The organism is Chitinophagales bacterium (assembly GCA_020636535.1).
Taxonomy (GTDB): Bacteria; Bacteroidota; Bacteroidia; order Chitinophagales; family JADIYW01; genus JADJSS01.
In genome coordinates this window covers 232,395-257,073 of the sequence record JACJXT010000013.1, presented here as the reverse complement: position 1 = coordinate 257,073, position 24,679 = coordinate 232,395, and the positions used below count along the sequence as shown (strand labels likewise).

26 protein-coding genes and 1 tRNA gene are annotated in these 24,679 nt (G+C 29.7%); 10 read left to right on the top strand and 17 right to left on the bottom strand.

Annotation, left to right across the window (positions count from 1 at the left end):
• The first annotated feature begins 42 nt into the window (after positions 1-42).
• A complete protein-coding gene (icd, locus tag H6553_13325; GenBank protein ID MCB9034814.1) occupies positions 43-1,311 on the top strand; it encodes an NADP-dependent isocitrate dehydrogenase in 1,269 nt (422 codons plus the stop codon).
• A gap of 176 nt (positions 1,312-1,487) precedes the next feature.
• Here the strand turns inward: icd and H6553_13320 are convergent, their stop codons facing one another.
• From H6553_13320 to H6553_13285, 8 genes are all read right to left on the bottom strand, one after another.
• Positions 1,488-2,453 carry a potassium transporter gene (locus H6553_13320; GenBank protein ID MCB9034813.1) on the bottom strand — a complete coding sequence of 322 codons (966 nt, stop codon included), beginning with the start codon at positions 2,451-2,453 and terminating at the stop codon, positions 1,488-1,490.
• A gap of 312 nt (positions 2,454-2,765) precedes the next feature.
• A complete protein-coding gene (locus tag H6553_13315) occupies positions 2,766-4,055 on the bottom strand; it encodes an anthranilate synthase component I family protein (GenBank protein MCB9034812.1) in 1,290 nt (429 codons plus the stop codon).
• 161 nt (positions 4,056-4,216) lie between these two features.
• Positions 4,217-4,519 (bottom strand): helix-turn-helix transcriptional regulator, encoded by a 303-nt coding sequence (locus tag H6553_13310; GenBank protein MCB9034811.1) that lies wholly within the window; start codon positions 4,517-4,519, stop codon positions 4,217-4,219.
• Positions 4,503-4,865 (bottom strand): type II toxin-antitoxin system RelE/ParE family toxin, encoded by a 363-nt coding sequence (locus tag H6553_13305; protein MCB9034810.1) that lies wholly within the window; start codon positions 4,863-4,865, stop codon positions 4,503-4,505. Before H6553_13305 ends, H6553_13310 begins: the two co-directional genes overlap by 17 nt.
• A 222-nt stretch (positions 4,866-5,087) precedes the next feature.
• Positions 5,088-6,668, bottom strand: a complete 1,581-nt coding sequence (locus H6553_13300) for an isocitrate lyase (GenBank protein ID MCB9034809.1) — start codon at positions 6,666-6,668, stop codon at positions 5,088-5,090.
• Between the two features lie 57 nt (positions 6,669-6,725).
• Complete coding sequence (gene aceB, locus H6553_13295; GenBank protein MCB9034808.1) at positions 6,726-8,321, bottom strand: malate synthase A; 1,596 nt, start codon at positions 8,319-8,321, stop codon at positions 6,726-6,728.
• Between the two features lie 119 nt (positions 8,322-8,440).
• A complete protein-coding gene (locus tag H6553_13290; GenBank protein ID MCB9034807.1) occupies positions 8,441-9,094 on the bottom strand; it encodes a leucyl/phenylalanyl-tRNA--protein transferase in 654 nt (217 codons plus the stop codon).
• A gap of 1 nt (position 9,095) precedes the next feature.
• On the bottom strand, positions 9,096-9,410 hold the full coding sequence (locus H6553_13285) for an ATP-dependent Clp protease adaptor ClpS (GenBank protein MCB9034806.1): 315 nt from the start codon (positions 9,408-9,410) through the stop codon (positions 9,096-9,098).
• 82 nt (positions 9,411-9,492) lie between these two features.
• Between H6553_13285 and H6553_13280 the strand changes: the two genes are divergently transcribed.
• A tRNA-Met gene (locus H6553_13280) sits at positions 9,493-9,566 on the top strand.
• A 33-nt stretch (positions 9,567-9,599) separates the two neighbouring features.
• On the opposite strand, the gene H6553_13275 is transcribed toward H6553_13280, so the two are convergent.
• Positions 9,600-10,535, bottom strand: coding sequence for a serine hydrolase (locus tag H6553_13275; GenBank protein MCB9034805.1), 936 nt, complete (start codon positions 10,533-10,535; stop codon positions 9,600-9,602).
• A gap of 166 nt (positions 10,536-10,701) precedes the next feature.
• Between H6553_13275 and nspC the strand changes: the two genes are divergently transcribed.
• Positions 10,702-11,826 carry a carboxynorspermidine decarboxylase gene (gene nspC / locus H6553_13270; protein ID MCB9034804.1) on the top strand — a complete coding sequence of 375 codons (1,125 nt, stop codon included), beginning with the start codon at positions 10,702-10,704 and terminating at the stop codon, positions 11,824-11,826.
• 11 nt (positions 11,827-11,837) lie between these two features.
• Positions 11,838-12,239, top strand: coding sequence for a DUF1232 domain-containing protein (locus H6553_13265; protein MCB9034803.1), 402 nt, complete (start codon positions 11,838-11,840; stop codon positions 12,237-12,239).
• A 186-nt stretch (positions 12,240-12,425) separates the two neighbouring features.
• Here the strand turns inward: H6553_13265 and H6553_13260 are convergent, their stop codons facing one another.
• The 4 genes from H6553_13260 to H6553_13245 all read right to left on the bottom strand — a co-directional run bounded on the left by H6553_13260 (position 12,426) and on the right by H6553_13245 (position 15,372).
• Entirely contained in the window at positions 12,426-13,667 is a 1,242-nt protein-coding gene (locus tag H6553_13260) for a transglutaminase domain-containing protein (GenBank protein ID MCB9034802.1), read from the bottom strand.
• A 67-nt stretch (positions 13,668-13,734) separates the two neighbouring features.
• A complete protein-coding gene (gene ftcD / locus H6553_13255) occupies positions 13,735-14,733 on the bottom strand; it encodes a glutamate formimidoyltransferase (protein ID MCB9034801.1) in 999 nt (332 codons plus the stop codon).
• A gap of 5 nt (positions 14,734-14,738) precedes the next feature.
• Entirely contained in the window at positions 14,739-15,164 is a 426-nt protein-coding gene (locus tag H6553_13250) for a putative toxin-antitoxin system toxin component, PIN family (GenBank protein MCB9034800.1), read from the bottom strand.
• Complete coding sequence (locus H6553_13245; protein ID MCB9034799.1) at positions 15,145-15,372, bottom strand: hypothetical protein; 228 nt, start codon at positions 15,370-15,372, stop codon at positions 15,145-15,147. The genes H6553_13250 and H6553_13245 overlap by 20 nt, the downstream gene beginning before the upstream one ends.
• Before the next feature lie 184 nt (positions 15,373-15,556).
• On the opposite strand from H6553_13245, the gene H6553_13240 reads away from it, so the two are divergent.
• A complete protein-coding gene (locus tag H6553_13240) occupies positions 15,557-16,135 on the top strand; it encodes a Crp/Fnr family transcriptional regulator (protein MCB9034798.1) in 579 nt (192 codons plus the stop codon).
• Here the strand turns inward: H6553_13240 and H6553_13235 are convergent.
• Positions 16,119-16,745, bottom strand: a complete 627-nt coding sequence (locus tag H6553_13235; protein ID MCB9034797.1) for a LysE family transporter — start codon at positions 16,743-16,745, stop codon at positions 16,119-16,121. The two genes, H6553_13240 and H6553_13235, sit on opposite strands and share 17 nt — an antisense overlap.
• A gap of 98 nt (positions 16,746-16,843) precedes the next feature.
• On the opposite strand from H6553_13235, the gene H6553_13230 reads away from it, so the two are divergent.
• On the top strand, positions 16,844-18,937 hold the full coding sequence (locus tag H6553_13230) for a ComEC family competence protein (GenBank protein ID MCB9034796.1): 2,094 nt from the start codon (positions 16,844-16,846) through the stop codon (positions 18,935-18,937).
• A gap of 1 nt (position 18,938) precedes the next feature.
• On the opposite strand, the gene aroQ is transcribed toward H6553_13230, so the two are convergent.
• Positions 18,939-19,355, bottom strand: a complete 417-nt coding sequence (gene aroQ, locus H6553_13225) for a type II 3-dehydroquinate dehydratase (GenBank protein MCB9034795.1) — start codon at positions 19,353-19,355, stop codon at positions 18,939-18,941.
• A 78-nt stretch (positions 19,356-19,433) separates the two neighbouring features.
• Complete coding sequence (serS, locus tag H6553_13220; GenBank protein MCB9034794.1) at positions 19,434-20,705, bottom strand: serine--tRNA ligase; 1,272 nt, start codon at positions 20,703-20,705, stop codon at positions 19,434-19,436.
• A 226-nt stretch (positions 20,706-20,931) separates the two neighbouring features.
• On the opposite strand from serS, the gene rho reads away from it, so the two are divergent.
• From rho to H6553_13200, 4 genes are all read left to right on the top strand, one after another.
• Positions 20,932-22,542, top strand: a complete 1,611-nt coding sequence (gene rho, locus H6553_13215; protein ID MCB9034793.1) for a transcription termination factor Rho — start codon at positions 20,932-20,934, stop codon at positions 22,540-22,542.
• Between the two features lie 88 nt (positions 22,543-22,630).
• A complete protein-coding gene (rpmH, locus tag H6553_13210) occupies positions 22,631-22,786 on the top strand; it encodes a 50S ribosomal protein L34 (GenBank protein MCB9034792.1) in 156 nt (51 codons plus the stop codon).
• Positions 22,787-22,792: 6 nt separating this feature from the next.
• Positions 22,793-23,167: a ribonuclease P protein component gene (rnpA, locus tag H6553_13205; GenBank protein ID MCB9034791.1), complete on the top strand. Its 375-nt coding sequence runs from the start codon at positions 22,793-22,795 to the stop codon at positions 23,165-23,167.
• Between the two features lie 394 nt (positions 23,168-23,561).
• Positions 23,562-24,044, top strand: a complete 483-nt coding sequence (locus H6553_13200; GenBank protein MCB9034790.1) for a hypothetical protein — start codon at positions 23,562-23,564, stop codon at positions 24,042-24,044.
• Positions 24,045-24,246: 202 nt separating this feature from the next.
• Here H6553_13200 and H6553_13195 read toward each other — a convergent pair whose 3' ends face one another.
• Entirely contained in the window at positions 24,247-24,675 is a 429-nt protein-coding gene (locus tag H6553_13195) for a hypothetical protein (protein ID MCB9034789.1), read from the bottom strand.
• Positions 24,676-24,679 lie beyond the last annotated feature (4 nt).

Genomic DNA, 24,679 nt, shown 5'->3' with positions numbered 1-24,679 from the left:
CAGATTTTCGATTTTTAGTATTAACAAATAAAATATATTTATATGGCAGAGAAAATTAGCATGCAGAATGGACAACTTCAAGTTCCGAACAATCCTATTATTCCATTTATAGAAGGTGATGGTATTGGTCCAGATATTTGGAGTGCATCGGTAAAAGTATTTGATGCAGCAGTAGAAAAAGCGTATGGTGGCGAAAGAAAAATTGAATGGAAAGAAGTTTTAACTGGAGAAAAAGCGTATAAGCAAACTGGAGAATGGTTGCCTGAAGAAACTTTGGTAGCAATAAAAGAACATTTAGTAGCAATAAAAGGACCTTTAACTACGCCAGTTGGTGGAGGAATTCGTTCTTTGAATGTGGCTTTGCGTCAGTTATTAGATTTGTATGCTTGTGTTCGTCCTGTGAGATATTTTAATGGTGTTCCATCTAACTTTAAAGTGCCAGAACAAGTAGATATGGTTATTTTTAGAGAAAATACCGAAGATATTTATGCTGGTATTGAATGGCTACAAGGAACTGCTGATGCAAAAAAAATTGTAGAATTCATCATTAACGATATGGGTGTTTCTGATAAAATTAGATTTCCAGAAACATCATCTATTGGTATAAAACCTGTTTCTTTAGAAGGTTCTGAAAGATTAATTAGAGCTGCTATTGAATATGCTATTGCTCAAGGCAGAAAAAGTGTTACACTAGTTCACAAAGGTAATATCATGAAGTTTACAGAAGGTAAATTTAAAGAATGGGGTTATCAATTAGCTGCAAGAGAGTTTGGCGATAAAGTATTTACTTGGGCTCAATACGATGAAATTTTAGCAGAAGATGGTATTGATGCAGCTAATGATGCTCAGAAAAAAGCAATGAGCGAAGGCAAAATTCTAGTAAAAGATGCTATTGCAGATAATTTCTTACAACAAATTATATTAAGACCAAGCGAATATGATGTAATTGCTACACTTAACTTAAATGGCGATTATATTTCTGATGCTTTAGCTGCTTTAGTTGGAGGTATTGGTATTGCTCCTGGTGCTAATATTAATTATATTACTGGAATGGCAATTTTCGAAGCTACGCATGGTACTGCACCAAAATATGCTAACTTAGATAAAGTAAATCCAAGTTCTGTAATATTGTCTGGTGTAATGATGCTAGATTATATGGGCTGGCAAGAAGCAGGAAAACTCATTACAAAAGGTATAGAAAAATCGATAGAAGCAAAAACAGTTACTTACGATTTTGAACGACTAATGGACAATGCTACACTATTAAAATGTTCTGAGTTTGGCGATGCCATTATTAAGAATATGGAATAGCAACAGCGTTTTAAGTCGTAAGATTACTTGTAATTTTTAGTATTGAGCAAAGTATTGCTAGTTTTTACTGGACTTTTTTAAGTTAGATGCTAGTCATTTGACTGCCATACTGAACTCGTTTCAGCATCTATTTATTATTATACTGTAATGAAACATCACCTCGTGAAAGTATTACATCAATAACTATTTAATGGTGCATCTATCATGTCGTCTATTTTGTTGATGTCTACAATGTAAGTATTGTCTTCGTCTGATAAAATAGGAACAAACTTTTTGCTCCATAAAAACTCTTTATACAAATACGACATTCTTACATGTACAGGATCTGCATAAGTATCGTTGATGCCTTCAATAGCAATAAGAATCTCTGTATCTGATTCGGCAATGCTTTTTGGTGTTGCTTGATACAATGGACTGTCTTCTGTTATTGGATGTACTACTGTCCAACTCGTAGCAAAAAATTTAATGAGTTCTCGTTCTAATGATAAATTGTAGTATTTTCTACTCGTTTTTCCATTGCTATCTACTTCATTTCTAGAAAGTGAAACATCTGCTTTTACATTAATTAGTTGATTGTTGCGTTCGTTGATTAATCGAAACATCAAACCATTAATATCTAAATAAGGTGCAATTATAATGTTGTTACTGAATTTTATTTTTGGTGTAGGTCTGCTAAATCTTCCGTATAATAAACCTGTAATAATTGCAAACATCATCAACCCAAGTAAAGATTCTACAGCTGCAACACCATTGGTTATCATTCCAATTGGACTGATATGTCCGTAGCCAACTGTTGTTAAAGTTTGGCTACTAAAGAAAAAAGCACTCCAAAATGGATGAATATAATTTGTTTGCGATTGAATGCCATTCAGAAATTCTGTACCAATAATATAGTATATCATAGCAAATAATAGATTTACTATAAAGTAGGTAAAAGCAACAATAGCTATAAAAGGAAGTGCTTTCATAGTTGTTAGTCGATGAAAAATATTAAACCATGCACCAAACGACTGCCCTTTACGACGCACATTAAAACTGCCATCAGCACGAATCATTCTAACTCTGTTGTTGGTTGCATTAGTACCAAAACCATCATCTTTTCGGTTTCTTTCTTCTTCTAAGCGAGATGTTTTAAAGCCAATTCTTTTTGCCATTGGTTTCAAAATTACTATTTTTTTTATAGTGGTGAGATATTTTGAAAATTGTTAGGATTTTTGATTTTTTAATATAGTCTAGATTTGGATATCGATATTTGTAAATAGTATCATCAATTCTTAAATAGATATTATTGACCAATATAATATCTGTAGATTTTGGTATAGTATTGTTTAGTACATCAATATTTAAATCAATTACAATTCCCCAACTCGATTTTAATATTGTATAAATATTTATTAATTAGTAATAACTGCTAAAAAATCTAACATCTAAATATCTTGACTCTAATAATCTTGTTACTCAGTTAGCGCACTCATCATTGCTTTGGCTTTAAGTAGACATTCTTCATATTCGTTTTCTGCTATGCTGTCTATGGTTATAGCACTGCCTGTTTGAATTGACAAATATTTATTTTTACTGTTATAAATAATACCACGAATTACTACATTAAAATCGAAATTGCCTTTTGGTGTAATGTAACCAATCGTTCCAGAATAAATGCCTCGCTTGGTTTTTTCCAATTGTTCTATAATTTGCATTGCTGCAATTTTTGGAGCACCAGTCATACTTCCCATCGGAAACATAGCTTTTATTATTTCAGTAAATGAAACACTATTGTCTACTTCAGCTGTTACGGTAGATATCATTTGATGCACTTGCTCAAACGAATATATTTTACACAATTCTTCTACTGTAACGGTACTTTTATTGGCAATTTTAGATAAGTCATTTCGTACTAAATCGACGATCATAATATTTTCTGCTCTTTCTTTACTGTGTTGTTCTAATTCTTGTTTCAGTTGTTCATCTTCATTTAAATCTTTACTTCGTTTTCTTGTACCTTTTATTGGTTGTGTAATGAGTATGTCGTTGTGCTTTTTTAAAAATCGTTCTGGACTTGCACACAACATATAAATTTCTTTCGATTTATAATAAGCGGTAAATGGTGCTTGTGAAATTTGGTTAAGTTGTTTAAATATATTTTCTGGATTGATGTTGATATAGTCTGCAAACCATTCCATGCAATAATTCATTTCGTATATATTGCCAATTTGTATTTCTTTTTTAATAGTATTTATTGTATTAATATATAATTGTTTATCTACTTTTGATTGAAGTACAATTTTATTAGTCGCAATAGTATCATCATTGTAAATATTTTGATTGATAAGTGCTATAAATTCTTCGTAGTGATACTCTGAAATTACACCACAAAGCACTTTGTCTTTTTCTATACTAATTAAATATTTTGGTTGAAAAAAGTTGATGTTGTCTGCAGAAATGCCATCGAAATTAGTAGACGATAAAATAGGTTCAATTTCGTTTTTTACATCGTAGGCAATATAACCAAAAAGCCAATCATTAGTTTGATTGATGAATTGTTGTAAGTCGTCTAAACCTTTGTTTTTGCAAGAAAAAACTTGTAAGCTATCGAGTGCTATAAAATTTCCAAAATGCGTATATGGATAGTGTGGATAGTTATTGCTTTCTAATATACATACATCACTAAACTGCTTACTAATTTGTAGTAATTTTTCTTTGAATAAATCGATGTTTGCTATGTCTAATGAATAAAATGTACGCATAAACAATTTTTCTAACTTTTTTCGTCATTCCTACGAAAGTAGGAAGCTATTTTCATATTAATAGATTCCGTATATTTCTCTTCCGAATGTTCGGAACTCAAAATTACGGAATGACGACGCGATAAAATATTTTCATCAAAAATAGAATAGCATTGAAATAATTATGATATTGTCAATGATATTTTTTTTCCAAGACCTATTTCTAATAGTCTATACAAAGTTGAAAGCTGTATATCACTATGACCATTTTCTATACGAGAGATAAAACTTTTTTTTGTACCTGTTTTTTGAGCTAATTGTTCTTGTGTTAATTTAGCTAAACGCCTTTCTTCTTTTATTACTTCGCCAATAGCAAATGCTTTTGCTTTAATTTCAAACTCTGTTCTTTTATCAGTACCAATTTTCCCATATTGTTTGTCAAGATGTTCAGCAAAAGTAGTAATATTATTATTTTTTGTATTCATTTAATTCTATTTTTTTATTAAAATATTCGTTCATTATATTAATTGCTTTTTCAATTTCTTTAGTAGGCGTTTTTTCAGATTTTTTTTGAAATCCATTAAATAAAATTACGAGCTTACCTTTATCAAAACAGCAAAAGATTCTATAAATATTGCTTTCATATTTTATTCTTATTTCATATAAACCTTTTACGCTTTCTATTTTCTTAAAGAATTTAGTTGGAATTCGCTCAACTACTGTAACTATAAATAGTACTTCATCAATTTTATATTTTACTTTCTCTGATTGTTCATTAAAGAATTCATAGAAGTAGTTTTTATAAAAAATGATTTTTCTTATTTCTTCCACAAAACAAAGTTAACGAATAATGGAACAAGATACAAGTTTTTATAAAAATAGCATTGTCAAAGTTCCAAACTTTGGTGCTGTTAGAAATTTATTTCAGACATTGTCGAGCGGAAACTCTAAACAATACAATAAAGAATAAACAAAAAAGACCTTGCATAATACAAGGTCTTTTTAAAAATGTATTTTGTAGTAGCGTCCTCTACGAGAGACGCTCTACGAATATTAGAATTGGTTTGATGTATTTTTTGCACCACCAGCTTTTAACGCTTGGTCGCCAGCAAAAAATTCTTTGTGATCATCACCTAAGTCAGAACCAGCCATTCTTTGATGTTTAACACAAGAAACGCCTTTTCTAATTTCTTGTCTTTGAACATTGCTTACATAAGCTAACATACCTTCATCGCCAAAATATCCTTTAGATAAATCGTTCATATGTAAAGCAGTTGTATGGTAAGTAGGTAATGTAATTAAGTGATGGAATACACCAGCTTCACGAGCAGCATCTGCTTGGAAAGTACGAATCATATCATCTGCTTTTTTAGCTAATTCTGTTTCGTCGTATTTAACATCCATTAATTCTGCACGAACATAAGCCGACATATCTTTGCCTTCTTGTTCCATTGCATCAAATGCTTGTTTTCTGAAATTAAGTGTCCAGTTAAAAGATGGAGAATTGTTATAAACTAATTTTGCATTAGGAATTACTTCTTTCACTCTATTCATCATCGCAGCAATTTGTCCAACATGTGGTGTTGGTGTTTCAATCCACAATAAATCAGCACCAGCTTGTAAACTTGTAATACAATCTAAAACAACTCTATCAATGTTAGTACCTGGAGCAAATTCATATAATCCACTTGCTAAACGAGCAGGACGATGTAATTTTCCGTCTTTTTTAATCAAAACATCATCTTCATTAGCATCAGCAATATCAATTTCTTCTGTTTTTAAGAAACTAATATATTGAGAAGCTAAATCGCCTTTTTGTTGAGAATAAGGAATGGTTTGTGTTAAACCAGCACCTTCTGAGTCTGTACGAGCAACAATGATACCATCATCAATACCTAATTCTAAGAAAGCATAACGAACTGCATTTAATTTTGCATGAAATTCTTCATGAGGTACAGTTACTTTACCATCTTGGTGTCCACATTGTTTTACATCAGATACTTGGTTTTCAATTTGAATAGCACAAGCACCAGCTTCAATCATTTTTTTAGCTAATAAGTAAGTAGCTTCTGGATTTCCGAAACCAGCATCGATATCAGCAATAATAGGAACAACATGAGTTTCAAAGTTGTCTATTTGAGCTTGAACATCTTCACCAGCTTCTAAACGACGAAATAAATCGTTTAATTCAACAGCATCTGCTTGTTTTAAGAATTGATAAATTTCTTCGATAAGTGCAGGAACTGAAGTTTTTTCGTGCATAGATTGATCTGGTAATGGACCAAATTCAGATCTTAATGCAGCAACCATCCAACCAGAAAGATAAAGGTATTTTTTTGAAGTTGTTTTGTGATGTTTTTTAACTGCAATCATTTTTTGTTGAGCAACAAAACCATGCCAACAACCTAATGATTGTGTGTATTTTGATGAATCTGCATCATATTCTGCCATATCTTTACGCATAATAGCAGCTGTATATTTTGCAATATCAAGACCAGTTTTGAAACGATTTTGAACGATCATTCTACCTGCATATTCAGGTTCAATAGCGTCCCAAGTATTACCGAATTTTGCTTTTAGTGCTTTAACTGTGTCTAAAGCAGAAGCATAAGTTGTTTGCGATAAATTTCCCATGATTTGTTTATTTAATTTATAATATTTTGTTTATTTAATTTTTTATACTGTTTCCAATTAATCTATATATTGATATGCTTCTGAAGTTAAAAATTCTTTTAGTTCATTGTCTAATGACATTTCTTCGAACATTTTAGACGCTAAATCGAATTTGCTGTTGTTGTAAGCATCGCCCATAGCATCTTTATATGCTTGTTTTTGTGCAGCAATTAAGTCTTTTACCATTTCAGCCGTAACTTTAGTACCATCATCTAACTTTGCCTCTTCATGATGTACCCATTGCCAAACTTGCGTTCTTGAAATCTCAGCTGTTGCAGCATCTTCCATTAAGTTGTGAATTGGCACGCAACCATTTCCTCTTAACCAAGCTTCTAAATACTGAATACCTACATCAATATTGTTTTTTAAACCAGTCATCGTAATGGTACCAACTGGAACTTGTAATAAATCTTCTGCTGTTACATGTACATCTTCTCTTAAATTAAAGATTTGATTTGGTGTAGGCATATACTTATTAAATTCATCCATTGCAATAGGAACTAATGCAGGATGTGCTACCCAAGTACCATCGTGTCCAGCTTTAGCTTCTCTTTCTTTATCTGCTCTTACTTTTTCTAAAGCAATTCTGTTTGCTTCTTCATCATTCTTAATTGGAATTTGTGCAGCCATTCCACCCATTGCAAATGCACCTCTTTTATGACAAGTCTGAATGACTAACTCAGAATACGATTTCATAAAATGAACACCCATTGTAACTTGAGCTCTGTCTGGAACTAGGAAATTATTATTTTTTACTAGTCTTTTGATATAAGAAAAGATATAATCCCATCTACCACAATTTAAACCAGCAGAGTGATCTTTTAGTTCAAATAAAATTTCATTTAACTGGAAAGAAGCCATAATTGTTTCTACTAAAACCGTCGCTTTAATTGTTCCGTTAGGTATACCCAACATAGATTGAGCTTCTACAAAAATATCGTTCCATAATCTTGCTTCTAAGTGATGTTCCATTTTAGGTAAGTAAAAGTAAATACCACTACCTTGCGACATTCTTTCTTTTACATTATGGAAGAAATACAAAGCAAAGTCCATAATTCCACCACTAACTTGTTCTCCATCAATAGTAACATGCTTTTCAAATAAATGCCAACCTCTTGGTCTAACAAAAAGTGTAGCAGGATTATCGTTTAATTGATATGATTTTCCAGCTTCGTTAGTAAAGCTAATCGTTTTTCTAACTGCATCTTTTAAGTTAATTTGTCCGTCTATATTATTTTCCCAAGTAGGAGAGTTAGAGTCTTCAAAATCAGCCATAAACACTTTAGCACCAGAATTTAAAGCATTGATTATCATTTTACGGTCAACAGGACCAGTAATTTCTACTCTTCTGTCGTTCATATCGCTTGGCCAAGAAGCTACAGTCCACTCGCTATCTCTAATATCTTTTGTTTCTGGTAAAAAATCTGGTAAAACACCAGCATCTAAAGATTTTTGCCTTTCTACTCTGTTTTGTAATAATTCTAATCGTCTTGAATTGAATTTTCTATGTAAATGTGCTAAAAAATCTAGAGCTTCAGTCGTTAAAATTGAAGCATATGCATCTTTATATGCTCCTGTAATTTTTACGCCTTCTGGTGTTTGAAAATTTGACATAATATATTTTTTATTTTGTGATGCACGAAAATAAAGAATAATCTAATAGCTTGAAAGTTATAGATGTTAAGTGATTTTTAACATAGGTGTAGTAAAAGATTAAATGCATGCATTGTTTTTTATTTGTGGATATTTTTTTGTAGTATGTGTATAAATTCACTCCTATTTATAAAAGAAGCACCTAAACTTTCTAAATGTTGTGTGTGAATTTGACAGTCTATAATAACAACACCTAACTGTTCTAAATGTTGCACAAATTGTATAAATCCGAACTTACTTGCATTGCTTACTGTTTGAAACATGGACTCGCCGAAAAAACAGTTACCAATTAAAATACCATAGAGTCCACCAACCAAATGGTTATCTTGCCAAACTTCTACACTTTGAGCATAACCTATTTGATGTAATTTTGTATATGCTTTTTTCATTTCTTGTGTAATCCAAGTGCCTTCTTGGTCTTTTCTGTTAATGGTAGCACATTGATTGATAACTGCTTCAAAATTTTGATTAATGGTATAAGAAAAAACATTTTGCTTAATGATTTTTCTCATGCTTTTACTGATGTACAATTGATTAGGAAATAATACAAATCGAGGATTTGGTGACCACCATAAAATAATTTCATCTTCATTAAACCAAGGAAAAATTCCAGATTGATAAGCGAGCAAAAGTCGTTCAGGAGATAAATCACCACCAACAGCTAATAGTCCTTCTTTATCAGCATCTTCAACTGGAGGAAAATAAAGTTGGTCATTTAAAAAATAAACAGGCATATTATACTGTTTTTTCTATAGCCGCACTAATGCCTCTATCTAGTAAAGCATCTTTCATTGGAGTTAGCGTTTTTTCATCGCCATGTTTTACTGCATATTTACCTTTAAAATGAATAAACATAGCACATTGCTCTGCTTGTTCGTAGCTATGTTTACAAATAGCAACTAATGATTCAATTACCCAATCGAAAGTATTGACTTCATCATTGTAAACAATTAGTTGAGCACCAAGATCTAGTAGTGTATCTAATGCTACTTCTTCTTCTGTAATAGTTTCAGTTTCGGTGTTGTAATATGCATTAAAAGCATGCGACATAGTGTGCAAAATTAATAAAATATGATTTTAAAAGGAATGTTTGTGCAATTAAATAAATATTGTATTTTTGTGCCTCCATAATGGCGAGGTAGCTCAGATGGTTAGAGCGTCGGATTCATAACCCGGAGGTCAGGGGTTCAATTCCCCTCCTCGCTACAAAATTTCCCAACTTAATATAATAATAATTGTCTACAACTTGCTAATTTGATTAGCAGTATATATCATATTAGAAATTTCGGAAATAATTTTAGTTTGATTCTCAAAATTATAACCTCGAGTCATTACACATAAAATATAAGGTTGCTCATCATCATATACAATGGCACAATCATGCAATTCTAACTCTTTTGAATTTATAAAACTGCGTTCTCCATACTTGTGAGCTACTACTACATCTTTAGGTAGTCCAGCAATAATTCCATCTTGATACTTTGCTTGAGTTAATATTTCTAGAGCCAAATTAGACATATATGGGTTTAAATATGTAGCATTATATAAAATTCTAAAATAAGCGGCATATTGCTTAGGAGAAATAAATCTATCTTCTGGTCCGTAGGCATTGTAATCTATATTTAGATCATAAAAAACAGACTCAAAAACATCATTCCAAATATTATTGACTGCTATTTCCATGGCATTATTATCAGAATTAATAATCATTTCTTGCAATAGTTGATATATTGAGTACTTATTGCCAAATTGCATGTATTGATTATTATCTATATTCTTTATATATGCACCATCAACTGGATAATATTCTACCATTTTATTTAAGAAACTACTATCATATTCTTGTTGCTTAAAAGCTGCAATTAAAAAAGGAACTTTTAATAAACTAGCTGGGCAGTATTTTTTGTCTGCATTTATTCCAACCCAAGGACCATTATTTAGTGTTCTATAGTAGATAGACACCTCTTTTACTTCTTTTTTTGATTTTTTTTGAAGTATGTATGATTTTAAACTGTCTTCAAGATTTTGAATTTCTCTAATCGTAGATGAACTAAAATCGGCACAATCTAATAAAGGATGAATTAAGTCTTGCTTAGGTTTTCTAATTTCTGTAAAAGACTTATTGGTTTGAGTTTGTGAAAATGCTACAGGATTACTTAAACTTATTACAAGCAAACCAAGCAAAAAATTAAAGACTTTATTTAGTTGCATAAAAATTAAACATAGCATTAAAATTATGCCAAATTTTGATTTGAAACTTACTTTATTTAAAAAAAATTAGTTAAAAAAAGATAAAGCACTTTTACTAAGATTTACTTTTCTTTGTAAGGAATAATTTATTATGAGTATTGACTGGAATAAAATACCATTGCCGAGTTTTGTATTAGATGAAAATTTATTGATAAACAATTTAAAGTTGTTACAATATTTTCAAGCAGCAGCTGGTGTTGAAATAATATGTGCTTTAAAAGGATTTTCATTTTATCATGTATTTCCTTTGCTAAAACAATATTTAAAAGGAGCAACAGCAAGTTCATTACACGAAGCCATGTTGGTATATCATGAAATGCATTGCAAAGCACATACTTATTGTCCTGTTTATGTGCCACACGAATTTGAAAAAATTCAAGATATATCTTCACATATAGTATTTAATAGTGTAAGTGAGTACAAGCGATTTTATACACAGCTTAGAGATGATATTGACTATGGTTTAAGAGTAAATCCTTTGTATAGTGAAGTTGGTACAGACTTATACAATCCTGCTTCTGTAAATTCGAGATTAGGTATTCAACGAAAAGATTTACCTGATACTTTGCCAGACAAAATTAGTGGGTTGCATTTTCATGTGATGTGTGAAAACAATGCTTTTACTTTAGAAAATGTTCTAGAACACTTTAAAAAAGAATTCCACGATTTGATTCTACAAGCGAAGTGGATAAATATGGGTGGTGGACATTTAATTACACATAAAGATTATCATGTAGAGTATGGAATAAAAGTATTGCAAGCATTTAAGCAAGAATATCCGCATTTAGAAAAAATAATTTTAGAGCCAGGAAGTGCTATTGGTTGGCAAACTGGTTATTTAGTGTCTACAATTTTAGATATAGTACACAATGGAGAAATTCCTACAGCTATGCTCGATGTTTCTTTTACTTGTCATATGCCAGATTGTTTAGAAATGCCTTATCAACCAAAAATATTAAATACCAATAGTGATGGAAAATATATTTATAAAATGGGTGGAATGAGTTGTTTGGCTGGCGATGTGATGGGAAATTGGCATTTTGATCAATCATTAGAAATTGGTGATAAGATTATATTTGATGATATGATACATTATACTATGGTAAAAACAACTACCTTTAATGGAATTAATTTACCTAATATTGGAAAATGGAGCAACAATAAATTTGAATTATTAAAATCATTTAATTATGATGATTACAAAAGAAAATTATAATTTTTAAAACTATGGAAAATAAATTTATAGATAAAGTCTTTACGATTTTTATTAAACAAGCAGAAAAATTGATTGCAGATAATGGTGCTTTGGCAAAACTAATTGATAAAGGATTTGAGAAATTAGAAGCACAAGTGAATAAGTTTTACACTATACAAGATAGTATTTTAGCTGTTTTGAAATTATTGAGAGCTTGGCTGTATGGTGATTATAAAGAAATCTCTTACTTTAATGTAGTATCATTAGTAGCAGCTACTATTTATTTTGTAAGTCCTTTAGATTTAATACCAGACTTTATACCCTTTATTGGCAAGCTAGATGATGTTTTTGTATTAAATTATATTATAAAAACATTGAATAAAGAAATAGAACGCTTTATGGCTTGGGAAAATGCAAGACAAGCAAGTGTGTAAAACTTATTTATAATTTTATTGTGTAATTAGAATCAAAATAAATATTGTCATTTTCAACTTGCCAGTGATAGACAGATAAATTTCTTCATTTTACTACGAATATTTTTCAAGATTGACTCTCAAATGAAGAATAGTATTTATATCTGCCAAGATAATAAAAAGTATAAGAGATTTGAAATTACTTTACTATGGTGCTTGCCAAAAAAGTTTAGCATTATTGGTGTTGTATTTTATAAAAGTAGTATTTGTATTTTTTTCATGATTTTCTGTTTTATTTACTTGTTCAAAATAATCTAACGGAACTAATTTTATATAATCATATGTTTTATTATTAATTCTGGTTTCCATATTGTATTCGCTACTTGCTGGACATTCTATCATGTATAAGTTTTTTGCCATGTACTCATATAGATAATGTTCTTTTGTTTGAGCTGTACTTCTATTCCAATTAGCATCTGGATTTAAAATAAGTGGTTGGTTGTTAATTATTCTTTCTCTTACTTCTTCTATACTCAATAAGTTGCCATTTTCATCCATTACGAAAGCATCAAAAGTTGGATCTATCCAAACCCATTTGTTTAATGATTTTATAAATACGGCATTGATTACATGACAATCCATATCTATCTTTAAACTATCTTTTGGTAAACCAGTAACTAATCTTGAAGCAAAACCCATTGCTAAATAACATTCATTGAGTACTGTAGCCAAACCTCTGCAATTTAGTGTTCTATTTTCTTTTTTGCATTCTGTAATCATACTTACTGCATTTTTTATAATTGGACTTCCTTTAGAACCATCATGTGGAATTAAATCGTGTATCCAATGTAAAAGATTGAGTACTTGTAAAACATCAGTACCATTTCCTGCAATGCTATCTAAATTAAATGCTTTGCGAAGTGCTACTAAGTTGCTATCATCTTTAGATTGATAAGTGAATTTTGGTAAAGAACGATTGTCTTCATTATTATACTCTGAAGCATTTTTTAAGATATACAAATAATCACCAACAGATTTTAATTGAGTAATAATTTTTGTAAACTCAGCTTCATTTCTAATATTATCTAAATCTGTGTCTTCTTGAATGTTTGTATAATCAATATAGCCATTATCAATACTCATTTGAAGGTACTTTAAAGCCATTGGTTTGTCATTAATTAATGAATATAAACAAGCAAAATTGTAGTATGAACCACCTATGTCTTCTAAATAAAATTTTTGATCATTTTTTGATAATTTATCATATTCGTTTAGTAAATCTTTTAATGCTTTATTATATAATTTAGTGTCTTTTTTATAGTATGCATCTAACATTAAACTATCTTGTTTTTCTAAAAGTTTCTCAAATTGATTTGTTGAATTTTGAGTAAAAACATTACTAGTAAATAAGCAAAAACAAATTAAACTTAAAAAATTAATGGTTTTCATAAAGTAATAATTATAAATGTAAAGATAGGTAATTAGTTATGAATAAATATAAAAAATAGATAGAAAATTACTTTTTCATAGCAAATTCTAATACTCTTTCATTAATATTAAATGACTGTATTCTGTTTAGTCCTAATTCGTCTACTGTAAATTGTAATAGTGCTAATTCTTCTATAGGACTTTTTATAAACATACAGTATTTCATATCTAAGGCAGCTTTGGGAATTAAGCCAATAAGTTCACTACCATTCGTAGTAATGGAAAACTCTTTTTCTGCAATTGATTTCACAATATTATAAACTAAACAAACTGGTGTTTTCTTAAAATTAGTAATATTGGTTGATACTTGACAGCAATCGTATTCGTCGATATACCAGCCAATAGCTTTTACATGTTGTAGCATTGGTGTCCATTCTGCGTTGATTTTTCCAGCTCTAGTATCTCGTATTTGTTTAGCAATTGATTGAGCTATACTAATATCTTTAGTATTCAAATTAATATTATATGCAATTAAAAAATCTCTTGCACCAAGTGCCATCATGCCGAATTTTTTATTGAATGTAGTAGGACCAAAGTCTGGTAGCCAATGACTGTTTTGTAGTTTGTTCTTGATGGCTTCATATTCGCCTTTTCTCAAAAAAGCTAAGTTTTGTCTTTCAATATTTGTAGCAGATTTTTCGTACAAATAAACAGGAATTTCAATATCTCCTAATCGTTTTCCTAATTGTCGACTTAGTACCACGACTTCTTGCATGGTAATATTTTGTAGTGGAATTAAAGGACAGACATCGCAAGCACCCATTCTTGGATGTGTACCATGATGTGTTGACATATCAATTAATTCGTAGGCAACTTGTATGGCTTTTAAACAAGCTTCTAGTACTGCATTTGGTGTTCCTACAAACGAATAAACAGTTCTGTTGGCATCAAAACCAATATCAATATGTAATAATTTTATATTTTTTGTCGTTATGATTGCATTAGCAATTGCATCAATAGTTGATTGGTTTCTTCCTTCAGAAAAATTAGGTACGCATTCTATGAGTTGTTGATTGTCATCAAACATATAGTTTAATTAATTATAGGTTTAAAATTATCCCAATATGTTCTTGGTGTTACTATTTTTGTGTATTCAAATTCGGTTAAATTAAAGTCGAGCGTATTTCCTGTTATCAAAAAATCAGCATTACTAACAGCAGCTAATTCTAAAAATTTATTATCACTTGTATCTGTTAATATATCAATTTTTATATTTGTTTCGTAGAATGTAGCTGTATCTAAAAGTTGACTAACAACAATATTGGCTTTGGATTTAAAATTGCTGAATTTTGAAAATTTGTCTCTATTCAATACTGCTAAATATTCAAGATATATTTCGTTTGAAAGACATATATTTACTTCTTGAGTGAGTACTAAGTCGTACAAAATCATAGTAGGAACAGAGTTTGATATTAATGCTGCAACGATAACATTAGTATCAAGAATTATTTTTTGCATTTCTTACAGCATTAATTTCAGCATTAATTTCTTCTAAAGTTAGTGTTGAAAGACCATTTTCTTTAGCTATTTTATTACTTTCTAAAAGTGCTTTTCTTGCAAATTCTTTATTAATCGATTCTACTAAATCTGTAAATTTAATTTCGTTATTATTTAATTTATAGCGTTTAATATCTGATTCGCTAACTTTTATTTGTAATGTTTTCATTTTTATTGATTTTAGCTTGTTACATTCAAATTTACGAAATTTATTTCTTCTTATAACAAAATCAAATTAGCAATTGTTCTTGATACTTTTGTTTATTGGTGAAGTAACGATAGATAGTTTGTTTGTAAAATATCTCAAACAAATTATATAGTTATTGTATCTTAAAGCCAAATTTTCTTGTTTTATGCATGAACATTTGAAGTCGTTTTTGAATAGTTATGTAACATTGCCTGATGATGTACAGGAAAAATTAGTGCTGTCGTTTAAGCAAAAAGTAATTGCAAAGAATGATTTTTTGTTACAGAAAGAACAGATTTGCAAAGACTTGGTTTTTGTAAATAGTGGTTGCTTACGCATGTATTATATACAACACGATGTAGAAATTTCAGTTTGGTTTGCACTAGCACAATCATCTGCAATAGAAATTTATAGCTTTATTAGTGAACAACCAACACAATATTATATTCAAGCGATTGAAGATACCGAAGTATTGTATTTACCTAAAACAGTTTTAGAGAATTTATATATTGAATTTCCTATATTACAACAATTGATGCGAAAATATTGGGAAGATGTAATTTTGCATTTGCTAGAAAGATTTACAGCACTACAAAGAGATGATGCAGAAACGCGTTATTTAGATTTATTAGACAAACCAACTCTATTGCAAAGTATTCCGCAGAAATATTTAGCATCTTTTATTGGTGTAACGCCAACTTCTTTAAGTAGAATTAAAAGAAAAATTGCTAAACAAAATTTTTAATTACAGTATATAATATTTCTAAACTAATAAATATTAATATAATTCCTAGTAATTTATTGATGTAATGACTGTACCTTATTATTCTAGATTGAAATTTATGATGTGTAATGAGTGTTGCTACAATATAAAACCAAGTAATAGTTGCTATTACAAAAAATATGCTTAGTAAAATACTGTTGAGTAATGGTACTTGTTTTGTTTGAATGACCGTAAAAATACTTAGAAAAAATAGCGTTGCTTTTGGATTTAAAATATTAGTTAAAAAACCAGATTTTATTGCTTGAATAGCAGATAGTCCTTGCTTGTTTTGATGTTGTTCGTTGATTTGGAAAGTAGTATTGGCATTTTTTATGGCACCAATTCCCATGTATAATAAATACAAAGCACCTAATAATTGTATTATTATAAATATGTTTTTATTGGTTGATATGAGATAAGCAATGCCCAAAAAGCTATAAGCAATATGCACTAAAATTCCTAAGCCAAAACCTAAAGCAGTGTATCGTCCAGTTGTTCTGTTGTATTGTAAACTATTTTTTACACACATTACAAAATCTGGTCCAGGACTAATTAATCCTAGTAAATATACCAAAGCAATAGATAGTGTCATTTGTTGCTAAAGATAATCATTTACTATCTGATAAAAATAGCATATTGATAAATCTATAGAAATGACTATAATATAAATAGTATTTGTATATTTGATTAGTGCAAAGCAGAATAAACTTATATTATTATCCACTTATTAAAATAGTAATTCCATTTATTGTAGGAATAATTATTGCTTTTCAATGCACTATTAGTTTTAAATCAACACTTATTGCACTACTAATTACTACGCTTGTTTTTATCTTTTTTCAACTACAGAAACGATGGCAATTGAAACAGTATTGGTTGCTTATAATTCCGTTATTGTGTTTGCTTTTTGGAATGACTTATACTACATTGTTTTTGAAGAAAAATCAAACAGAACATTTTTCGCTACAAGAGAATAAATATGTAGTTGGATATATTAAAAGTCCTTTGTTAGAAAAAGAAAAATCATATAGAACAATATTAAGTGTAGAAGCAGTTATAGATAGTCAGCAAAATATACATTATTGTAGTGGAAATTTATTACTCTATCTAGCAAAAGATTCTAGTATAACACATTATAATATTGGTGATAAAGTATTAATAAAATCTTGGATTAATGAAGTTGACGCACCTAAAAATCCACATCAATTTAATTATAAAAAATATTTGTTTTATAGTGAAATATATCAACAAGCATATGTGAAGCCATGGCAAATAAAATTACTTCAAGCAGATGAAAAATATGCTTTGCAAAGAAAAAGCAATGATATATCAATAAAAGTTCAAGCAATACTAAAAAAATATATTCCTAATAAAAAGTATTTTCAGCTAGCAGATGGTATCTTGTTAGGTCACAAATCAGATTTAGATGCAGATACTTATCAAGCATTTGCGTTAAGTGGTTTAATGCATATTTTGTCGGTTTCTGGTTTACATGTTGGTATCGTATATATGTTATTGAGTTTTTTGTTTTCATTTCTTCCTAAGAAAAAGAAGTATGCAAAATGGATAAAATTTGGTTGTGTAGCTATTGGAATTTGGCTTTTTGCATTTATTGTAGGACTAACACCAGCCGTGGTTAGAGCTGCAATTTTATTTTCTTTGCTAAACTTTGGAAAGTTAAACAACGAAAGAAGCACTGCTTTAAATTTATTAGCTGGAGCATGTTTTATTCAATTACTTTTTAATCCGTTACTAATCTATAATATAGGATTTCAACTGTCATACTTGGCTATGCTAGGCATTTTTTTAATGTATCAACCAATTAATATATTATTTTATTCAAAATATAAAATAATTAACTGGATATGGCAATTGTGGTCATTAAGTTTGGCAGCACAAGTATTTACTTTGCCATTAAGTATTTACTATTTTGGTAATTTTCCAACCTACTTTTTGCTTGCTAATATCTTTGCCATTCCATTGGCAACACTAATATTATGGCTGTCAGTAGTATTAATTCCTGCTAGTTTAGTACCTACTATTGCTGTATTTATAGGAAAAGTAAATAGTTTTTTAATTGCATTATTGATTAAATCGACACAATTACTAGTAACATTGCCTTTAGGTAAAATACAAAATATCTATATAAGTAATTTTAGTTTATTGTTGATTTTTATTGCAGTGATTTTATTTGTCTATGCTTTTAAATTCAAACAGTTGAAGTTAACCATACTAGCAATGTGCATTTTTGTTTTTTGCATTGCCAACGCTTATTGGCTTACTTATCAATGTTGGAAAAAAGATGAGTTTTTTATTTATTCTATTCCAAATAATTTATGTTTTGCCGTACATCATCAAAATAAATCTACTATTATAAGTACTGATACTATAAGTGATAAACAGTATAATTTTAATATTGATAACAATGAAAAATACAATCGCATTACAACAAATGAATTCATTGTTCTAAATGATAGTACTAATCTTCAACTAAATGAATTTGTATATAGTGATTATTTAATCAATTTTAAAAATAAATATTTATATATACTTAATAAAAATAATATTAGATGGAAATTTGCAAAACCATTAGCAATAGACTATTTAATTGTAAGCGATAATCTCTTTCTAAATATAGAACAAATAAAAGAAAATTATCAATTTCAGAAAGTCATTATTTCATCTGATAATGATTATTATCACACTAAAACATATAGAAAAATTTTAGAAGACAATAAAGTCTCTTTTATAGATATTAATGAAAAATATTTTGAATTAGAATAGTTTACTCGAAACTTGCTAAAGCTAAATCGTAGCTTTTAAAACCAAATCCAACAATAATACCTTTTACTACTGGCGATAAATAGGAGTGATGTCTATAGTTTTCTCTAGCAAAAGTATTGCTAATGTGTACTTCAATAACTGGTGTAGTAACCGATTTTATAGCATCGTGCAGAGCAACAGAAGTATGTGTGTACGCACCAGCATTTAAAACAATACCATCATAACTAAAACCAACTTCTTGAATTTTGTCAATTAAAATACCTTCTACATTCGATTGGAAATAGCTGATTTCTAAATTTGCATATTTGCTTTGGAGTTGTTTCAAAAAATCATCAAAACTCTGATTGCCATAAATTTCAGGTTCTCTTTTTCCTAGCAAATTTAAATTTGGTCCGTTTATAATGATAATTTTTTTCATACACCATAAAATTAGTAAAAATCTACTAGTTTTATAATAATGAAAATTATAGATTAGTTTTTGTATATAAAGTAAGCGTTAACCTATCATCTCAAATTTAGTATAAGGAATTAAAGCTGCTGGAATTTTAATACCATTTTCTGTTTGATGATTTTCTAGTAAACAGGCAACAATTCTTGCTAAAGCCAAAGCACTTCCATTTAATGTATGAGCCAATTGTTTTTTATTGTCGCTATCTTTAATTCTTAGCTTAAGTCGATTGCTCTGAAATGTTTCAAAGTTAGATACTGAACTTACTTCTAACCATCTTTTTTGTGCTGCAGAATAAACTTCAAAATCGAAAGTTTGAGCAGAAGCAAAAGTCATGTCGCCACCACATAAAAACAAAATTCTATAAGGCAATTCTAAAGCTGTTAAAATAGCTTCAATATGTTTAATCATTTCATCAAATGCTTTATAAGAATTTTCTGGTTTTTCAATGCGTACAATTTCTACTTTATCAAATTGGTGCAAACGATTTAAACCTCTTACATCTTTACCATAACTACCAGCTTCTCTTCTAAAGCAAGGTGTGTAACCAGCATTTTTTATAGGCAGTGCTTGCTCATCAATAATATCATCTCTATATAAATTGGTAATAGGTACTTCGGCAGTTGGTATTAAATACAAATTGTCTTCAGTAACATGATACATTTGTCCTTCTTTGTCTGGTAACTGTCCTGTTGCAAAAGCAGAATCGTAGTTTACCATATGTGGAGGCAATACTTCTTCGTAGCCAGCTTCAATCGCTTTATCTAAAAAGAAACTAATTAAAGCTCTTTGTAAAACAGCACCTTTACCTTTATATACAGGAAAACCAGCACCAGTTAATTTTACACCCAATTCAAAATCAATTAAGTTGTATTTTTTAGCCAAATCCCAATGTGGTAAAGCACCTTCAAATAACTGAGGCAATTCATCTACAGTAAACAGTATTTTATTATCGTCTGGTGTTTTTCCGTGTGGTACATTATCGTTTGGTAAATTAGGTAGCTGTACCAATTTATCAAAGATGCTTTGCTCTGTTTGTTTCAAATCGCTATCTAAAGTTTCGGTTTGCTCTTTAATAGTAGCAATATTTTGTTTTAGTTGTTCTGCTGCTGCTTTATTTCCTGCTTGCATTAACGAGCCAATAGTTTTAGAAGTCGTATTTCTTTCTGCTAGTAAATCGTCTAATTGTTTTTGAATACTTTTTCTGTTGTCATCTAATTGTAAAATTTCATCTACTATAGTAGTATCGTTAAAGAATTTTATTTTCAGTTTTTCTTTTACTGCACTAGTATTATTTCTAAGTTGGTCAATGGTAAGCATAATGTATTTTATATCTAGCAAAGATAAAAAAAACTGTATTTGTACTTAGTTTTGGTTAAAGTATTCACAAAAACATAAAAAAAATACTAGAAATACGATTTATTTAAAAAAAATATTTTACTTTGCACCGTCTAATTGCTTTATATAGCAATTTTCAAGCAATCCAATATAAATATCAATATACACAAAAAATGTTATTCAACATATAGAAAATTCTAATTTATTTATGCATACAGAAGCACAACTTAAAAGTTTACTGTTAAACGACTTAAAACAACTAGCTGCCGATTTAATGATTCCTAAATCTAAAATTGGTAACTCTAAAAAATCTGAGATAATAGATTTAATTATGAAACAGCAGGAGAATGGAACAATGAATGGTAGTAGTGATGATGATAATCTATTGTCTGATACTAATAATAATGATACAGAAGAAGTTATAGCTACAACAACTGTTGAAAGAAAGAAACGACCTAGAAAAAAGGTAATAAAAACGGTGTTAGATGATGGTTCTGAAGAAAGTGAGGAAGAAGATGATGATGATACACAAGAAGAAGAAGCCAAAGAGGAAGTAAAAGAAGTAGCTACTCATACAGAGAAAAGACCTTTTGAAAGAAAAGAGTTTAAACCAAAACATGAGCGAAAAGTAGTAGATGATTCGGTAGATACTAATAAAGAAGAAAAAGTTCAACAAGAACAAAAACCAAAATTTAATGTAGATTTAGATGGTATTATAGAAGCAGAAGGCGTTTTAGAAGTCATTTCTGATGGTTATGGTTTCTTGCGTTCTTCAGATTATAACTATTTATCATCACCAGACGATGTATATGTTTCTCCATCACAAATAAAGTCTATAGGTTTAAAAACTGGTGATACTATTGTAGGTACAGTGCGTCCGCCAAAAGAAGGAGAGAAGTACTTTGCTTTAGTTAAAGTAGATACAATTAACGGAAAAACACCTCAAGAAATTAGAGATAGAATTCCGTTCGACTATTTAACACCTTTGTTTCCTACAGAAAAACTAGATTTGTTCTACACACCATCAACCTATACTACTAGAATGGTAGATTTGTTTGCACCAATTGGTAAAGGACAAAGAGGTATGATTGTAGCACAACCTAAAGTTGGTAAAACAATGTTGTTAAAAGATATTGCCAATGCCATTTCTAAAAATCATCCAGAAGTTTATTTAATTGTATTGTTGATAGATGAAAGACCAGAAGAAGTAACAGATATGCAACGAAGCGTAAACGCAGAAGTTGTTGCCTCTACTTTTGATGAGCAACCAGACAAGCATGTAAAAGTATCGCATATTGTACTACAAAAAGCAAAAAGATTAGTAGAGTGTGGTCATGATGTAGTGATTTTATTAGATTCTATCACGCGACTAGCAAGAGCACATAATACCGTAGCACCATCATCAGGAAAAGTTTTATCTGGTGGTGTAGAAGCCAATGCATTACACTATCCTAAAAAATTCTTTGGTGCAGCCAGAAATATAGAAAATGGTGGTTCTTTAACTATTGTTGCTACAGCTTTAATAGAAACTGGTTCTAAAATGGACGAAGTTATCTTTGAAGAATTTAAAGGTACTGGTAATATGGAATTACAATTAGATAGAAAACTATCTAACAGAAGAATTTATCCAGCAATAGATGTAACATCATCTTCTACAAGAAAAGACGATTTGTTGTTAGCACCAGATGTAGTAGCCAAAATGAATATTTTAAGAAAGCATTTGGCAGATATGAATACAGAAGAAGCAATGACATTTTTATTACAACAAATGCGTGGTACTAAGAGCAACGAAGAGTTTTTATTGATGATGAATCGATAATTTCCAATAACTTAATGTTGCAAAGTATTATTTTTTAAAAAAATGATTATCTTTGCATTCCGATTTGAAAATTTAGTGAAATAAGATTATGAAAAGGACATTTCAACCTTCAGTAAGAAAGAGAAAAAATAAGCACGGTTTTAGAGCTAGAATGAAAACTAAAGCAGGTAGAGCAGTAATTAATGCAAGAAGAGGAAGAGGTAGAAAAAAACTGTCTGTTTCTAGCGAAAGAAGAGGAAAATAATTATCCATTCAAGGAACTATTAAATATTCGTTTAAACAAACGGAACGACTAAAGAGCAAAAAAGCAATCGATTTGCTTTTTGAGAACAGAACCTTTGTTCAAGATAGAATTATTAGAATTTATTATCAAACAACAGAAGCAACGCCAACTTGTCATCAGTTTGCCTTTGTAGTAGCTAAAAAAAAGTTTGGCAAAGCAACAGATCGAAATAGAATAAAACGATTGATGCGAGAAGCTGTTCGGTTACAAAAACACCAAATTAATTCACAAAAACCACTACGAATTATTGTTCAATACAAAGCCAAAGCGATAGTCAGTATTGAAGAAATACAACAAAGCATTTATTATTTATTTTCAGTATTAAACGAATCTACAAACTAGAGTTTGCTATAAAGCGTAGTATAAAAAACTGTAATAATATTTTTATAAATTCTCTTTCCATCAGTATCACTCGTAGAGGACGCTGATGCCTTGACCTTGGTTCGTGTCTCACGAAACAATAAGTTTAGTAGCAACATCTACTTGCTGAACTTGCCTGTCTCTCAAGCAGGTAGATTTCAGCATCTATAACTCTCTTCTCATCAATGTCACTCGTAGAGGACGCTGATGCTTACAAATAAAAAACTATAAATTACTAATTAAATATTTATCCATTAAAAATAATTGCGTATCTTGTTATAGCAACAACTTGCCGATATATAAAAATATTACAGCAAGTTGATGCAGTAATAATAAAGTAGTTGTAAGCAATTTGAGAAACTGTTTCAGAACCAAAATGATTGAATTTTTAAAAGGAGGAAAAACTTTAAATGGAATTACAATGGGAATGAAAATTTCTGATTTATATTCTATTTTAGGGGAACCCTCTAATGTGAGCGGAGGAAAAAATTATGGTTATGTTCATTATGGAGCATATCGTTACGGATTTACGGACGATACAATCAATGAAATGGCTATTGAGTTTAAGTTTTTAAAAAAACCATTTGAGTTCAAAAAATTAGAATATAAAAAGTATGATATTTCACTTTTTGAAGATTTTAAAATCAAACCTAAAAGTAAAATTCACCAAATAATAAATTTAATAAATCATCTTCAACTGAATTGGAAATCGCAAAACGGAATTGATAAAGATAGTTTTATATTAAAAATTGAAAACGGACCGTTTGTTGTATTTGACCTTTACGATGGAATAATTGACAAAATAACGATTGTAGATGGATATCAGAATAAAGACGGTCTGATTAAAAATCGAATTTAAGTTAGTATAAACCATCTCTACATCTTGACCTTGGTTCGTATCTCACAAAATAATAAGTTAGGTAGCGAATCTACTTGCTGAACTTGTTTCAGTATCTATAACTCTCTTCCCATCAGTGTCACTCATAGAGGACGCTGATGCTTACAAATAAAAAACTACTACAATACAAGTATTATAGTAGTTTAAAATATAGCTGAGTTAATTACTGCTTATTTTTTCTCCATGTTTCTATAGGAAGTGTTTCGCCTTCAATTGGATCAATAATCATTACTTTCCAATTTGTAGTATCAATACTTAAGTTATAATAAGTTTCAAATCTTTCATCACCATTATAACCTAACTTTACATCGTATGTGCCTTTCTTGTTTGGAGTAATAGTTGCAGCTACCGATTTAGTATGCTTGCTAATAGAATCTATATGAGCATTGCTTTGTTGGTACTCTGGTAAATCTTGAATGACTTGTAAAATTTTGTCATCAATATTGTAGTAATCTGTTTTTGGTTCAACCGTTTCGTCAGCAACAGTCATAGAGTCTAAATCAGCTTCTGCTTCATCATATTGTTTAACTTCGTTTTTACAAGCAGTAAAAAATAAACTTGTCATAATAAATAAAATAAATAATTTTCTCATAATA